A 13,136-nucleotide genomic window follows, 5' to 3' on the forward strand; every position below is an offset into this window, starting at 1 on the left:
GTACCCGGCGCCGTCAGTGGGCGAAGAGGCGCGAGAGCTCGGTGAGCCAGGGCACCGCGACCGCGACGGTGGGGACCACCAGGATCAGGCCCGCGGTGAGGTAGACGGCGCCGTTGAACAGCGGCCCTGCGGACGGCTCGGACAGGCGCTCCACCCGCACGACGGTGCCCGTGGATCCGACCGCGAGGGCGCCCCGGGGCGCGGGGCTCTTGGCGCAGGTGACCAGCGCGTTCGCCAGCGGCAGGGGGCCGGCTTTGGCGACCGCCTCGTCGTCCGCGAGCAGTTCCACGAGCAGTTCGACCGAGTCGAGCGCGGCCGAGGAGCGGACCAGCCGCGGGAACGCGTGGTGCACCGCGGTGAAGGCCTCGAGGACCAGATCGTGCCGGGAACGCAGGTGTGCCCGCTCGTGTGCCAGCACCGCCGTGAGTTCCTCGTGTGAGAGCTGATCGAGGGTGCCCACGCTGAGCACGACGCGGTGTCGCAGCCCGGGCAGGCAGTAGGCGAGCGGTTCGTCGACCGCGAGGACGCGCAGGTCGGCGGCCGAGAGGTGCGAGTCACCGTCGACCGCCTGGGACAGGATGTCGACGACGTTGCGGTGCCGTGCCCGGCGACGGCGCGTGCGGACCGCGAGGCGGACCGTCGAGGTGATCAGGCGGGCGCCGATGACCAGCGTGAACACGAATGCGATGACCGCGATCGTCCAGGGGATCACGCCCAGCTGGCGGATCTCGTCGATCGGGTTGGTGGTGGGGCGGCCGTCCGCACCGGGAACCAGCAGCCGGCTGGCGATCACGAGCCCCGCGCTGAAGGCCGAGAGCACGGCGGCGAGGGCCACGGCCTGCCACAGGACGAGGGCGGCGCGGGGGGCGCGGACGGGCCAGGAGGCCCGGGACAGCCACGTGGGCACCGGCCCCGCCAGGAGCAGGGCCAGCACGCCGAAGATGACTGCCGCCATGGATCCGAGCCTAGTGGCTGGGCGGGCCCGTACGCGAAATCAGGCCTGTTCGCCCTCGAGTTTGGCGAGCGCGCGACGCAGGGCCTCGGCCTCGTCCGCGCCGACGCGCTCCACGAAGTGGACGAGCGCGGCTTCGCGCGAGCTCTCGGCCTGCGCCAACGCGTCGAACATGAGGTCCGCGACGAGTTCCTCGCGACCGAACGTCGCGGTGTACCGGTGGGCCCGATCCGTGCGGATCTGGCTGACGAGTTGCTTCTTCGCGAGGCGCTGCAGCACCGTCATCACCGTGGTGTAGGCGAGCTCGCGATCCGCGGACAGCGCCTCGTGCACCTGCCGCACGGTCTGCGGTTCGGTGGACCCCCACAGGTGGTCCATGACCGCGCGCTCCAGATCTCCCAGTGCTGCCATTCCTGTGATCCTACTCGCCATGGCGTCAGTCGCTACGACGGCCTGTCGTAATCCACGTCACAGAAATTAGGGCTTGCTTAGTTAGGGGAGGCTGTCCTAGAGTAATCACCGTCGCCGAGAGCGACGAAGTGATCCACATCAGACCGGTTCGCGAACTGAGGGCTGCAGTTGATACGCCCGGTCTGTGCCACGGCGGGTCCCGCGAAGGCTGAGCGCGGGGCCCGCCGATCACTTTCTGTGGGCCTTCTCCGCGCCTCCATCCGTTGTCCGCGCACTGCGTTGCCGGTCAGTCCTTCGGCATGACGAGCCACAGCAGCAGGTAGATCAGGAACTGCGGGCCGGGCAGCACGCAGGACACCACGAACAGCACGCGCACGAGCGTCACGTCCCATCCGAGGTACCGCGCGATGCCGGAGCACACGCCGCCGAGCCAGTTGTTCTGCAGATCGCGGGAGAACCGCTTCGGTGCGGGCTGGAACGGCGGGACAGGGGTCGTCGCGTCCGGGAACGCGGAGGGGTAGGCGGGGTCGAAAGGCGATTTCTCGGTCATGACTCCACTGTGCCGCCCGGCGCATCGCCGCGCATCGGGGTCAACCCCCAGGCGTCCCCGGATTTCCGCCCCCGCGCCCGGCCGACGGGGCCGCGTCGCCGGGGGTGCGTCTCCCCGCTGGGGAGGTACGACGGGGCGGCGGGGCGGGGACCGTCGAACGGCGCATAAGGTGACCCCATGACGGAAGCCACCCCCGGACAGCAGCAGGTCATCGATTCCCTCATGGCGAGCGGCGCAGCCGGTTTCGACGAGTACCTGGGCCTGCAGTACGACGAGATCACCCCGGACGGCGTCCGGGCGAGCCTCACCCTGCGGCCGGAGCTGCACCAGCCGTTCGGCATCACCCACGGCGGCGTGTACTGCTCCATCGTGGAGTCGGTCGCGAGCGTGTCCGGCGTGGTGTGGCTGGGCGGCGCCGGCAACGTGGTGGGCGTCAACAACAACACCGACTTCCTGCGCGCGCTCTCCAGCGGCCACCTGTCGATCGCCAGTACCCCGATCCACCGCGGTCGCCGGCAGCAGCTGTGGCTGGTGGAGATCGCCGGCCCGGACGGCAAGCAGGTGGCGCGCGGCCAGGTGCGCCTGCAGAACATCGACGCCTGACGTTCCTGCGGGCTCGGCGCCGGTGAGCATCGGCGGAACGCGAAGGGCGCGACGGAGAACGGTCTCCGTCGCGCCCTTCGTGTCGTGAGGTCCGGTCAGCCCGCCTTCTCGGCCTTCTCGGACTGCTTCTGCTCCTCGGCTCCCGGCGCCTTCACCTCGGGGCCGTCCGCGGGCTTCTTCGCCTCGACGGCCGGCTTCGCCTTGGCCTTGGGGGAGCTGGTGTGCACCGGCGGGATCGAGTAGGCGCCGCCGCCCTGGATCTGGTCCAGGGCGGTACGGGCGTACACCTGCTGCTCGGTGATGGTCATCTGCCCGCGCTTGTTGGTGAGGAAGGTGACCGCCCACGACATGAGCGTGACCAGGCGGTTCTGGTAACCGACGATGTACCAGAGGTGCAGCGCCAGCCAGCCCAGCCAGGCCAGGAAGCCGCCGAACTCGAGCTTGCCCACCTTGGCCACCGCGCTCGCGCGCGAGATCGTGGCCATCGAGCCCTTGTCGAAGTACTTGAACGGCTCGCGGTTCGCGGGGCTCTGCCCCTTGAGGCCGTTCTTGATCGCCTTGGCCGCGTAGGTCGAGCCCTGGATGGCGCCCTGCGCCATGCCGGGGACGCCCTCGACGGCCATCATGTCGCCGACGACGAAGACGTTCGGATTGCCCGGAACCGTGAGGTCGGGGAGCACCTTGACGCGGCCGGCGCGGTCCACCTCGGCGCCGGACTGGTCCGCGATGATCTTGCCGAGCGGGCTGGCGGCGACACCCGCCGACCACACCTTGCACTGGGCCTCGATGCGGCGCTCGGTGCCGTCCTTCTCCTTGACCACGAGGCCGTCGGCGTCCACGTCGACGACCATCGCGTTGAGCTGGATCTCCACGCCCATCTTGCGGAGCCGCTCGGCGGCCATGTTGCCCAGCTTCTCGCCCATGGGGGGCAGCACGGCGGGCGCGGCGTCGAGCAGGATGACCTTCGCCTCGGTGGCGTCGATGTTGCGGAACGCGCCCTTGAGCGTGTTGTCGGACATCTCGGCGATCTGGCCGGCGAGCTCGACGCCCGTCGGGCCGGCGCCGATCACCACGAAGGTGAGCAGGCGCTCGCGCTCCTCGTGATCGTCCGAGAGCTCGGCCTGCTCGAACGCGCCGAGGATGCGTCCACGCAGTTCCAGCGCGTCGTCGATGGTCTTCATGCCGGGGGCGAACTCGGCGAACCGGTCGTTGCCGAAGTACGACTGGTCGGCGCCCGCGGCGACGATCAGGCTGTCGTACGGGGTGACCGTGGTGCGCTCCAGCAGGTGGCTGGTGACGGTGCGGTTCTCCAGGTCGATGTCGGTGACCTCGCCCAGCAGGACCTCCGCGTTGGGCTGCTTGCGGAGGATCATGCGCGACGCGGGCGCGATCTCACCCTCGGACAGGATGCCCGTGGCCACCTGGTAGAGCAGCGGCTGGAACAGGTGGTGGGTCGTCTTGGCGATCAGGGTGACGTCGACATCGGCCTTCTTGAGGGCCTGCGTGCCGAACAGGCCACCGAAGCCCGAACCGATGACGACCACCTTGTGGCGGTGCGATCCGTCGCTCATTACTCTCGTCGCTCCTGCGCTCGCTGAGGGAAGCCGGGGTCACCGGCCGTTGCTGCCTCTACGGTAGTCGCCTCGTCCGCGACGGGCGCGGCGCATCCGCCGAACCGGTCGCGCGGCGCTCCCGATACGCGGCGACATGGGTGCGATTGCCGCAGTTCCCCTCGGCGCAGAACCGTCGCGAGCGGTTGCGCGAGAGGTCGACGAGGACCCGCTCGCAGTCGTCCGCGGCACACACTTTGAGCCGGTCGACGTTGTCGCTGCGGACCAGGTCGACGAGGGCCATCGCGAACTCGGCGCGCATGCGCACGGGGATCGGGGCGTCGTCGGGCGTGAAGTGCAGGTGCCAATCCCATTTGCCGTGCCGGGTGAGCCGCGGCTGCTGGGGCGAGGCCTCGAGCATCTCGTTGACGATGCCCGCGACGGCCGCGGGGTTCGGCGCCGCCCACACCCGCGCCAGGTCGGCGCGGAGCCCGTGGACCGGTTCGAGGTCGGCGGCCTCGGCGCTGCTCCAGCCCGTGAACTCGTGGGCCTTGAGGTAGTCCTTCAGCGCGGCGAGGGTGCCGATCCGCTCGTCGCCGTCGTAATCGGAGTTGGCGAGGTCGGCCGCCATGAGCAGCGACGGCTCCGTGTCATGTGCGAATTGCATTTGACTCCTTACAGACGGCGGATGTACCGTCACTTCCGTCGCTCATTTTACTCCTTACTCCACGGCGCTTTCCGGAGGTGAAGCATGGGTCGCGGTATCGTCATCGCGCTGATTTCAGGGTTCGCGTTCGCCATGTCGGGCCCCTTCGGGAAACCGCTCCTCGCCGCAGGCTGGAGCCCCGCGGGCGTGGTGCTGGTGCGCCTGTGGATCGCCGCGCTGGTCACGCTGATCCCGATGCTGATCGTGGCGCGCGGCCGCCTCGCCACCCTGCGTCGCGCGCCCTTCACCGTGGTCGCGTACGGCCTGCTCGCGGTCGTCGCCGTGCAGCTCGCGTACTTCAACGCCATCGCGCACATGTCGGTCACCGTCGCGCTGCTCATCGAGTTCTCCGCGCCCCTTCTGGTGCTGGTGTACCTGTGGGCACGGTTCGGGAAGCGGCCGTCGGTCGGCACCACCGTGGGCGCCGTCGTCGCCGTCGCCGGGCTGTTCGCAGTGGTCACCGCGGCATCCGGCGGGGCCGAAGTGAGCATCACCGGTCTCGTCTGGGCCTTCGTCTCGCTGGTCGGGCTGGCGGCGTACTTCCTGCTGGCGGAGGACGGCACCCGCCCGGAGGACGACGACGCCCCGTCGGGCACCGTCGACCAGCTGGCGCTGGCTGCGGGTGGCCTGCTGGTGGGCGCGCTCACGCTGACCGCCACGTCGCTCGCCGGCCTGACGCCGGTGCGGACGTCGACCGCCCCCGTCGTGCTGGGCTCGCTCGGCACCGTGCCCTGGTGGGTACCGGCGGTGGTGATCGGCGCGGTCGCGACGGGGCTCGCGTACGTCGCCGGGATCCTCGCGATCAACCTGGTGGGTCCCACCCTGGCCTCGTTCCTCGGCTTCTCCGAGGTGGTCGCGGCGGCGGTGGTCGCGTGGGTGATGCTGGGCGAGGCGCTGACGCCGGTGCAGATCGTGGGCGCCGTCGCCATCGTGGCCGGGGTGATCGCCGTCAAGCGGGGCGAGCGGCGGTCGACGGCGTCCGCAGCGCCAGCCAGTCCTCGCGATGGATCTCGTACTCCACCCGCGCGTACGGCGTGAGGTCCTCCGCGTCCATCGCGTCCACCTCGCCCTGCAGGGATTCCCAGTCGAGCATCGCGATGTCGAGCTGCTGCATGCCGAGCCCGGCGAGCACCCTGCGGGACGCGACGTTGGACCAGGCCGTCGAGGCGTAGACGCGGCCGGTGAGGCCGGCGGTGAAGGCGTGCGAGACGAGCGCCGCGGCCGCCTCGGCGCAGAACCCCCGTCGACGGTGCGCGGCGGCCACCGCATAGCTCAACTCCAGCCCCCGGGCCCGGCTGTGCCGCGAGGCGCGCAGGGCGATCCTTCCCAGCGTGCGGCGGCTGTGCCGGTCGATGATGTGGAACCGGCCGTCCGAGGCGGGGGACAGGTGCAGGCGTGCGGTCTCGATGTGCACGTCCAACTCGCCCCTCACGACGGTTGACGATATCTGGTGTCCGGCGGTTGCCGGCGGACTTCCGGCGGGTGTCGCGACGATGGCGTCGCAATGGCTGCCATACTGTCCGGCGTGACGTACCGAATCGCACTTGCCACCTCCGCGGCCCAGCCGGAACTCGACGACCGCGGCCAGGAGATCCTGTCCGCGTTGCGTTCCGCGGGCCACGAGGCCGAGGCCGCCGTGTGGACCGACGGGGCCGTCGACTGGGAGCAGTACGACGCCGTCGTGGTCGTCGGCGCATGGGATTACGCGCAGCGCTACGACGATTTCCTCGGGTGGGCGTGGCGCGTGGCCGCGCAGTCGCTGGTGCTCAACCCGGAGCCTCTGGTCCGCTGGTACGCCGACAAGCGGTACCTCCGCGACTACGAGTCCGAGGGCCTGCCGATCGTGCCGACGCAGTTCATCACCGTCCACGACGCGACGCTCGATCACGACTACCTGGGTACCGACCACGTGGTGCGGCCGTCGATCAGCGGCGGCCTGGCGGAGGCGTTCCGTTTCGGGCCGGGCGACGACGAGGCGAGTCGCGCCAAGCTCGAGGAGATCAAGGCCGCGGGCAACACGGTGATGGTCTCGCCGTACTCGGTCGAGGCCGGCGGCGTCTCGCTGGTGTACATCGGCGGCGAGTTCAGCCACGCCTTCGGTCGCGACCTCGCCGCGGAGATCAACGCCGATCCGGCCGAGGGCCGCCCCACCGAGGTCCTCGTCGACGCGGAGCCGACCGCCGCCGAGCGGGAACTGGCCGATGCCGCCCTCAAGCCGATCGATCCGTCGAATCCGCCGCTCTACGTGCGCGTGGACCTGGTCCGCGCGTCCGGCGGCGATCCGGTGATCCTGGAGGTCCAGGTGGTCCAGCCGGATCTGCACCTGGAGCGCCTCGGCGACGGCGCGAAGGAGTTCGCCGCGAAGGTCCTCGACCGCGTCGCCGCGTCGAAGGCCTGACCCGCAACAGACACCGTCGAAGCCCCCGTCCGGAACCTCCGGGCGGGGGCTTCGTCGTGTCCGCGGCGCGCGAATTCCCTAGCGGGAGAGCGTCTCCCCAGAGGTGCGGGTTCTCCCTATGACCGCGACGCTAGGGGGAGTGCTAGGGGGAACCCGGGGGCGGGCTGAAGGGGTTGCCAGAAGAACTATCGCGATATATCGTGAACGCATCGGGTGACGGAACATGTCGCCCCCTACCGAAAGGAGTGCCACCATGCGACGGCACATTCACGATGAGAGCTTCGACGCCTGCTTCCGGCAGGGCGGTTTCCCTCCCGGGTTCGACGGTGACGGCGGCCGCGGTCGCGGACGGGGCCGCGGTTTCGGCCCCGGCGGCCCCGGCGGGCCCGGATTCGGTCCGGGCTTCGGACCGGGTGGCCCCGGCGGCCCCGGCGGGCCGGGTCGCCCCGGTTTCCCGGGCGATGACTTCGGCCATCACGGCCGGCGCGGCCGTGGCCGCGGGCGCCGCGGGGTCCAGCGCGGCGACGTCCGGATCGCGGTGCTCAAGCTGCTCGAGGCGCAGCCCATGCACGGCTACCAGATCGTCTCGTCGATCGAGGAGCGCACGGCCGGGGCGTGGAAGCCCAGCCCGGGCGCGATCTACCCCACGCTCAGCCAGCTCGAGGACGAGGGGCTGATCACCATCGAGCGGGAGAACGGCCGCAAAGTCGCCACGCTCACCGACGCGGGACGCGAGTACATCGCCGAATCCCTCACGGACACCGACCCGTTCGCCGGATTCGACGGGGGATCCGCGGAACGCGGGCACCTCCGCGACACCCTTCGCGAGCTGCACGAGGTCACCCGCAGGGTGGGCCGCACCGGCACCGGCGAGCAGATCGCCGCGGTCGACACGATCCTCGGCGACGCGATCAAGCAGGTCTACCTGCTGCTGGCCGGCGTCGACCGCACGCCGCCGACCGCTAGCGCGGCGGATCCGGAGCAGGAGCCGGACGAGCAGTAGCAACCCGCCGGGCCCGCGCCCGGTCCGGGCGCAGCAGCACGGCGTCGCCGGGGCACAGGTCCCGGTGCCGCGCGGCGGGCAGTTCGGCCACCACCGAGGAGGGCCCGCCGCCCTCGGGCACGACGACGGTGCTGGTCACCCGGCACCGTCCGCCCGCCACGGTCACCTCGACGACGGTGCCGGCCAACCCGGCACCGTCGTCCGGCCCGTCCGGGGCCGAGCCCGCCACCGCGAGTTCCACCTCGTCGGGCCCGAACACCCACATCCCACCGTCGCCGTCCGGCAGCAGGTTCATGCCCGCCAGCCGGGCGGCGAACGGCGTTGTGGGGGAGAGGAGTACGTCGGCCGCGGCCCGGTGATCGGTGATCCGACCCGATTCGAGTACCGCGGCCTCGTCGGCGAGCGCCACCACATCGGCCGGGTCGTGCGTGATGAGCAGGCACGTGCGACCCGCGAGTAACTCCCGCAGCAGCCCCCGCACCTCGGCCCGCGCAGAGACGTCGAGCGCCGACAGCGGTTCGTCGAGGACGAGCACCTGCGGTTCCGCCGCCAGGGCCCGCGCGAGCGCGACCCGCTGCGCCTGGCCTCCGCTCAGCGCGTCCGGGCGCCTGTCCGCCAGGTCGGCGGCGCCCACCGCGTCCAGCCAGCGGTCGGCCGCGGCCCCCGCCGCCCGACGGTCCGCCCCGGCGCTGCGCGGCGCGAAGGCGACGTTCGCGCGTACCCCGAGGTGCGGGAACAGCCTCGTCGACTGGCCCAGCAGCGCCACGCGGCGACGGTGCGCGGGCACCCACGCGGACTCCGCCGCCCCGGCAGCGAACACCGTTTCCCCTGCCACCGCGATCCGTCCCGCGTCCGGGCGCACGAGTCCGGCGACGGCATCGGCCACCGTCGACTTGCCCGCGCCGTTGGGGCCCAGCAGCGCGACAGTGGAGCCCGCGACCACGGCGAGGTCCACGTCCACGCCCCGCCCCGCAACGGTGGCGCGCACCGCGAGGCCCGGGGTCACCGGCGCCACGACCGCACCCCGTACACCCCGGAGACGATGACTGCGGCCACCGCGAGCAGCACCAGCGAGAGCGCCACGGCGGCCTGCGGATCCGTCTCGTTGCGCAGGTAGATCTCCAGGGGCAGCGTGCGCGTCGTCCCGGCCAGCGAACCGGCGAAGGTGAGTGTGGCACCGAATTCGCCGAGCGCCCGCGCGAAGGTCAGCACCACCCCCGATGCGATCGAGGGCAGCACGAGCGGCAGGGTGACCCGCCGCAGCACGGTTCCGGGCGACGCGCCCAGCGTCGCCGCTGTCCGTTCGTGGTCGGTGCCCAGCGAGCGCAGTGCGCCCTCGACGGCGAGCACGAGGAAGGGGAGCGCCACGAAGGCCTGCGCCAGCACCACCGCGGTGGTGGTGAAGGCGATGTGCTCGCCGATGCCGCCGAACCGGCCGATGAGACCGCGCCTCCCGAACGCGTACAGCAGGGCGATGCCTCCCACGACGGGCGGCAGCACGAGGGGCAGCAGCACCAGCGGCCGGAGGAGCCCCACGGCCCGCGACGTGCCGCGGGCGAGCACCACCCCGAGGGGCACCCCGAGTACGAGGCACAGGAGGGTGGCGGCGACCGAGGTCTGCAGCGACAGCACGAGCGCGTCCGTCGCGCCGGGGGACGTGATCAGCTCGCCGAACCGTGGCCAGTCGACGTTCGCGATGATCGCCACCAGCGGGATCAGCACGAACGCCGCGCCGGCGGCGGCGGGCAGCAGGGTCCAGCGCGGGATCGGCGTCACGGCGCCCCGAAGCCGGCGTCCGCGAGTGCGGCCCGGCCCTGCGGACCGCGGACGAAGTCGACGAACGCGCGCGCTCCGGCGGGGTTCCTCGCAGCGGCGAGCGGCGCGATCGGATAGACGTTGACCGCCCTCGCGGCCTCGGGGAAGTCGACCGACGCGACGGCCCCGTTCGCGCCCTCGACGTCGGTCCGGTAGACGAGGCCCGCGTCGGCCTGCCCGTGCCGCACCTTGGCGAGCACCCCGGAGACGGAGTCCTCCTCGCTCGCCGGGCGCAGGGTGACGCCCGCGGCGGCGGTGACCTTCGCGGTGGCCGCGCCGCACGGAACCGGTGCCGCGCACACGACCATGGTGCGGCCCGGCTTCGCGAGATCGGCGAGTCCGGTGATCCGCTCGGGGTTCCCGGCGGCCGTGGCGATGGTCAGCGTGTTGGTGGCGAACGGCTGCGCCTCGCCCACCAGCGAGGCGCCCCGGGCGCGGTCCATGGTCGGCGTGTCGGCGGTGGCGAACACGTCCGCCGGCGCGCCCTGGGTGAGTTGCGTGAGCAGGCCGGAGGACCCGCCGAACGAGAACTTCACGGTGGCCCCGGGGTGCTCGGCGGAGAACGCGGCGCCGAGCTTCTCGAACGTCGCCTGCAGGCTGGCCGCCGCGTACACCGTGACCGTGCCCGACGGGGCGCCCGAGGACGACGCCGCCGGCTGCTCGGTGGACGTGCCGCAGGCGGCGAGCGACGCACCGAGCACGACGGTGGTCAGCAGGCGTGTGGTGCGCATCGCAGCTCCCGGTGCAGGCGGTTCGAAGGGGCGTGGTCGACAATATCTGCATGGTTGATCACGAGGTGAAGGTCCCGCTGCGCTGGTCGGACATGGACGCGTTGCAGCACATCAACAACGTGGCGACGATGCGTCTGCTGGAGGAGGCGCGGATCCGCTTCATGGCCGAGCACGCCGACCGGCCGGGCGCGACCCGCGTATCGATGTTCGTGGCGCACCAGGAGATCGATTACGTGACGCCGCTGTTCTATTCGGCGGAACCGGTGCGGATCCTCATGCGGGTCACCAGGATCGGTGGTTCCGGTCTCGACATCGGCTACGAGGTGCTGGGGCACGACGGTGCGGTGGCCGCGCTCGCGGAGAGCTCGATGGTGGTGGTCGACGGTGACGGCCGCCCGTCGCCGATCCCGGCGGACCTGCGCGCAGTGCTCGACGGCCTGGCCGGTGATCCGGTGCCGTTCCGCCGTCGTCGCGAGGACGCCCGGGTCTAGCCGGGCGCGGTCGCCGCGTTCGCGGCGGCCGCGAGGTAGCGCCTGGTCACCGCCGCCTGCAGCAGTCTCCCGGCGGGTGCGCCCACCCGGGTGTACCAGCGCCCGGGGCGGGAGAAGGCCGCGACGACGGCGACCACCGCACCGTCGGGCCGCAGTTCGACGGAGAACAGCTCCTCTCCGCTCTCGGGGTGTCCGGGGAGGGTGCCGTACGCGAACCCGGCCCGACGGGGCCCGTCGAGGACGTACACCACCCGGCAGGGGATCCGGAGCGGGCCGAGGAACGGCGCGGACGCGACGAGGACCGTCCCCTCCCGCGCCGACGGTGTGCTCGCCCGCACGCGCATCCCCGCGCCCCGCTGCATGCCGAATCCGAGGATGAACGCGCGGACGGCCGCGAAGTCCTCGGGCCCGCGGCCCACGACCCGCTCCGCCCGCACGACGTGCGCGTCGCCGGGCATGCGGTGCCCGGGGCGGGTGGCGCCGACCTCGGAATAGGTGAACGGCGCCCGCTCCCAGCGCTCGAAATCCGTCACTCCCGTCACGCTACGCCGTCCGCGCCGCACCGGACCCGTGGACAACACGCTATGTTCGGAGCAATCATCCGCGCGTGAATGGAGTTGATCGTGGCGAAGGTCGAGAGCACCGTCGAGGTGTCTCTGAGCCCCGAAGAGGCCTGGGCGAAGGCCGCTGACCTGGACCTGCTGCCGGAGTGGGTGACGGTCCACGAGGCCTACCGCGGCCCGCTGCCCGAGGAGCTGAAGGCGGGCGTCACGGTGAGTTCCGTGGTCAAGGTCAAGGGCCTGCGGAACCGGGTCGACTGGACCATCGCCACCTACGACCCGCCGAAGAAGCTGGTCCTGGACGGGAAGGGCGCGGCGGGAACCAAGTACAAGCTCACCGTGACCGTGGCACCGTCGGGTGCGGGGACGCGCATGTCGCTCCGGGCCGACCTCGGCGGCGCGCCGTTCTTCGGTCCGATCGGTTCGACCGTGGCGCGGGCCCTCAAGGGCGACATCGAGCAGTCTCTGGCGCAGTTCGAGAAGAAGTTCGCGGCGTAAGCGCCCGGCCGGCGGCGAGGGGGTGGGAGTGGACATCACGGACCTGGTCGGGTCCGCCCTCAAACAGGGCATGGCCTGGGGCACGGACACCGTCCGGCAATGGCGCCGGCGCACGGGTTTCGACGGTCCGCGGCCCTGTGACGGCCTGATCCTGGACGTCGACGACACGCTCATCGACACCGAGTCCGCGATCCGGGCGGCCGCCCAGACCGCGGCGCTGGAGGTGTGGCCGCAGTCCACCACGGCCACCCGTGAGCGCTTCGCCGTCCTGTTCCACTCCGACCCGCACGGCTACTTCACCCGGTACACGGAGGGCCGGCTGCGGTTCCACGAGATGCGGAAACTGCGGATCGCGGCGTCCGCCGCCGACGTGGGCCTGGTGTGGGAACCGCGGCGGTACCGCCGGTTCTGCAGCGCGTACGACCCGGCGTTCGCGTCGGCCCAGCGGTTCCACCCGGACGCCATGCCGGCGGTGGAGGCCGCGGAGCGCTGGGGCATCGCCGTGGTCCTGCTGACCAACTCCTCGAACCCGGCCACCCGGATGAAGCTGCAGGTGCTCGGGGTGTCGGAGCGCTTCCCGCACGTCGTGACCACGGACACCCTGGGCGTGGGCAAACCCGATCCGCGGGTCTTCGAGCACGCGTGCGGGCTGATCGGCGCCGCGCCGGAGCTGTGCGTCGCGGTGGGGGACAACTACCCGAACGACGTGGCGGCGGCGCGCGCGGCGGGGATGCGCGCGCTGTGGCTCGACCGCACCGGGACGGGGGCGGGCGGCGAACCGCCGTCGATCCGCTCGCTGGACGAGCTGCCCGAGGCCCTGCGCGCCGCGCAGTGACGGGACGGTGCCGCCGTCGGTGCCCGTCGGACC

The 13,136-nt window shown here is 72.0% G+C and carries 17 protein-coding genes; 7 read left to right on the forward strand and 10 right to left on the reverse strand.

Translation table 11 applies throughout. The annotated features are described in order from the left end of the window. Positions 1-13: 13 nt before the first annotated feature. The 3 genes from BN39_RS12640 to BN39_RS23970 form a co-directional block, all read right to left on the reverse strand. The gene (locus BN39_RS12640) at positions 14-955 is read right to left on the reverse strand and encodes a M56 family metallopeptidase (RefSeq protein ID WP_019202774.1); all 942 of its coding nucleotides are present in this window, start codon (positions 953-955) and stop codon (positions 14-16) included. A 39-nt stretch (positions 956-994) separates the two neighbouring features. Continuing rightward, the gene (locus BN39_RS12645) at positions 995-1,363 is read right to left on the reverse strand and encodes a BlaI/MecI/CopY family transcriptional regulator (protein WP_019202775.1); all 369 of its coding nucleotides are present in this window, start codon (positions 1,361-1,363) and stop codon (positions 995-997) included. A gap of 286 nt (positions 1,364-1,649) precedes the next feature. After that, positions 1,650-1,913 carry a PspC domain-containing protein gene (locus BN39_RS23970; protein ID WP_019202776.1) on the reverse strand — a complete coding sequence of 88 codons (264 nt, stop codon included), beginning with the start codon at positions 1,911-1,913 and terminating at the stop codon, positions 1,650-1,652. A gap of 222 nt (positions 1,914-2,135) precedes the next feature. Here BN39_RS23970 and BN39_RS12655 point away from each other — a divergent pair, with 222 nt between their 5' ends. Beyond that, positions 2,136-2,516: a PaaI family thioesterase gene (locus BN39_RS12655; protein ID WP_040768234.1), complete on the forward strand. Its 381-nt coding sequence runs from the start codon at positions 2,136-2,138 to the stop codon at positions 2,514-2,516. A gap of 95 nt (positions 2,517-2,611) precedes the next feature. Here BN39_RS12655 and BN39_RS12660 read toward each other — a convergent pair whose 3' ends face one another. Next, a complete protein-coding gene (locus tag BN39_RS12660; RefSeq protein WP_019202778.1) occupies positions 2,612-4,087 on the reverse strand; it encodes an NAD(P)/FAD-dependent oxidoreductase in 1,476 nt (491 codons plus the stop codon). 58 nt (positions 4,088-4,145) lie between these two features. After that, entirely contained in the window at positions 4,146-4,733 is a 588-nt protein-coding gene (locus BN39_RS12665; RefSeq protein ID WP_019202779.1) for a CGNR zinc finger domain-containing protein, read from the reverse strand. 84 nt (positions 4,734-4,817) lie between these two features. On the opposite strand from BN39_RS12665, the gene BN39_RS12670 reads away from it, so the two are divergent. Then, positions 4,818-5,810 (forward strand): DMT family transporter, encoded by a 993-nt coding sequence (locus BN39_RS12670; protein ID WP_019202780.1) that lies wholly within the window; start codon positions 4,818-4,820, stop codon positions 5,808-5,810. On the opposite strand, the gene BN39_RS23500 is transcribed toward BN39_RS12670, so the two are convergent. Then, complete coding sequence (locus tag BN39_RS23500; RefSeq protein WP_019202781.1) at positions 5,722-6,204, reverse strand: GNAT family N-acetyltransferase; 483 nt, start codon at positions 6,202-6,204, stop codon at positions 5,722-5,724. The genes BN39_RS12670 and BN39_RS23500 overlap by 89 nt on opposite strands. A gap of 93 nt (positions 6,205-6,297) precedes the next feature. On the opposite strand from BN39_RS23500, the gene BN39_RS23505 reads away from it, so the two are divergent. Together BN39_RS23505 and BN39_RS12685 are read left to right on the forward strand one after the other, a co-directional pair. Next, on the forward strand, positions 6,298-7,170 hold the full coding sequence (locus BN39_RS23505; RefSeq protein WP_159103248.1) for a hypothetical protein: 873 nt from the start codon (positions 6,298-6,300) through the stop codon (positions 7,168-7,170). Between the two features lie 253 nt (positions 7,171-7,423). Continuing rightward, the gene (locus tag BN39_RS12685) at positions 7,424-8,173 is read left to right on the forward strand and encodes a PadR family transcriptional regulator (RefSeq protein WP_019202783.1); all 750 of its coding nucleotides are present in this window, start codon (positions 7,424-7,426) and stop codon (positions 8,171-8,173) included. Here the strand turns inward: BN39_RS12685 and BN39_RS12690 are convergent. The 3 genes from BN39_RS12690 to modA are packed head-to-tail and all read right to left on the reverse strand — an operon-like array spanning position 8,133 to position 10,719. After that, positions 8,133-9,188 (reverse strand): sulfate/molybdate ABC transporter ATP-binding protein, encoded by a 1,056-nt coding sequence (locus BN39_RS12690; RefSeq protein ID WP_019202784.1) that lies wholly within the window; start codon positions 9,186-9,188, stop codon positions 8,133-8,135. The two genes, BN39_RS12685 and BN39_RS12690, sit on opposite strands and share 41 nt — an antisense overlap. After that, entirely contained in the window at positions 9,176-9,949 is a 774-nt protein-coding gene (locus BN39_RS12695; RefSeq protein WP_019202785.1) for an ABC transporter permease, read from the reverse strand. The genes BN39_RS12690 and BN39_RS12695 overlap by 13 nt, the downstream gene beginning before the upstream one ends. After that, complete coding sequence (gene modA / locus BN39_RS12700) at positions 9,946-10,719, reverse strand: molybdate ABC transporter substrate-binding protein (protein ID WP_019202786.1); 774 nt, start codon at positions 10,717-10,719, stop codon at positions 9,946-9,948. Before modA ends, BN39_RS12695 begins: the two co-directional genes overlap by 4 nt. A 50-nt stretch (positions 10,720-10,769) precedes the next feature. On the opposite strand from modA, the gene BN39_RS12705 reads away from it, so the two are divergent. Then, a complete protein-coding gene (locus BN39_RS12705; protein WP_040768244.1) occupies positions 10,770-11,210 on the forward strand; it encodes a thioesterase family protein in 441 nt (146 codons plus the stop codon). On the opposite strand, the gene BN39_RS12710 is transcribed toward BN39_RS12705, so the two are convergent. Next, complete coding sequence (locus tag BN39_RS12710; protein ID WP_019202788.1) at positions 11,207-11,743, reverse strand: DUF1990 family protein; 537 nt, start codon at positions 11,741-11,743, stop codon at positions 11,207-11,209. The genes BN39_RS12705 and BN39_RS12710 overlap by 4 nt on opposite strands. A gap of 78 nt (positions 11,744-11,821) precedes the next feature. On the opposite strand from BN39_RS12710, the gene BN39_RS12715 reads away from it, so the two are divergent. Both BN39_RS12715 and BN39_RS12720 read left to right on the forward strand, forming a co-directional pair. Further along, entirely contained in the window at positions 11,822-12,268 is a 447-nt protein-coding gene (locus BN39_RS12715) for an SRPBCC family protein (protein ID WP_019202789.1), read from the forward strand. A gap of 28 nt (positions 12,269-12,296) precedes the next feature. Next, positions 12,297-13,103 carry an HAD family hydrolase gene (locus BN39_RS12720; RefSeq protein ID WP_019202790.1) on the forward strand — a complete coding sequence of 269 codons (807 nt, stop codon included), beginning with the start codon at positions 12,297-12,299 and terminating at the stop codon, positions 13,101-13,103. Positions 13,104-13,136: the final 33 nt, after the last annotated feature.

The sequence above is a fragment of the Tsukamurella sp. 1534 genome (genome assembly GCF_000312385.1).
In the GTDB taxonomy this organism is placed as follows: Bacteria; Actinomycetota; Actinomycetes; order Mycobacteriales; family Mycobacteriaceae; genus Tsukamurella.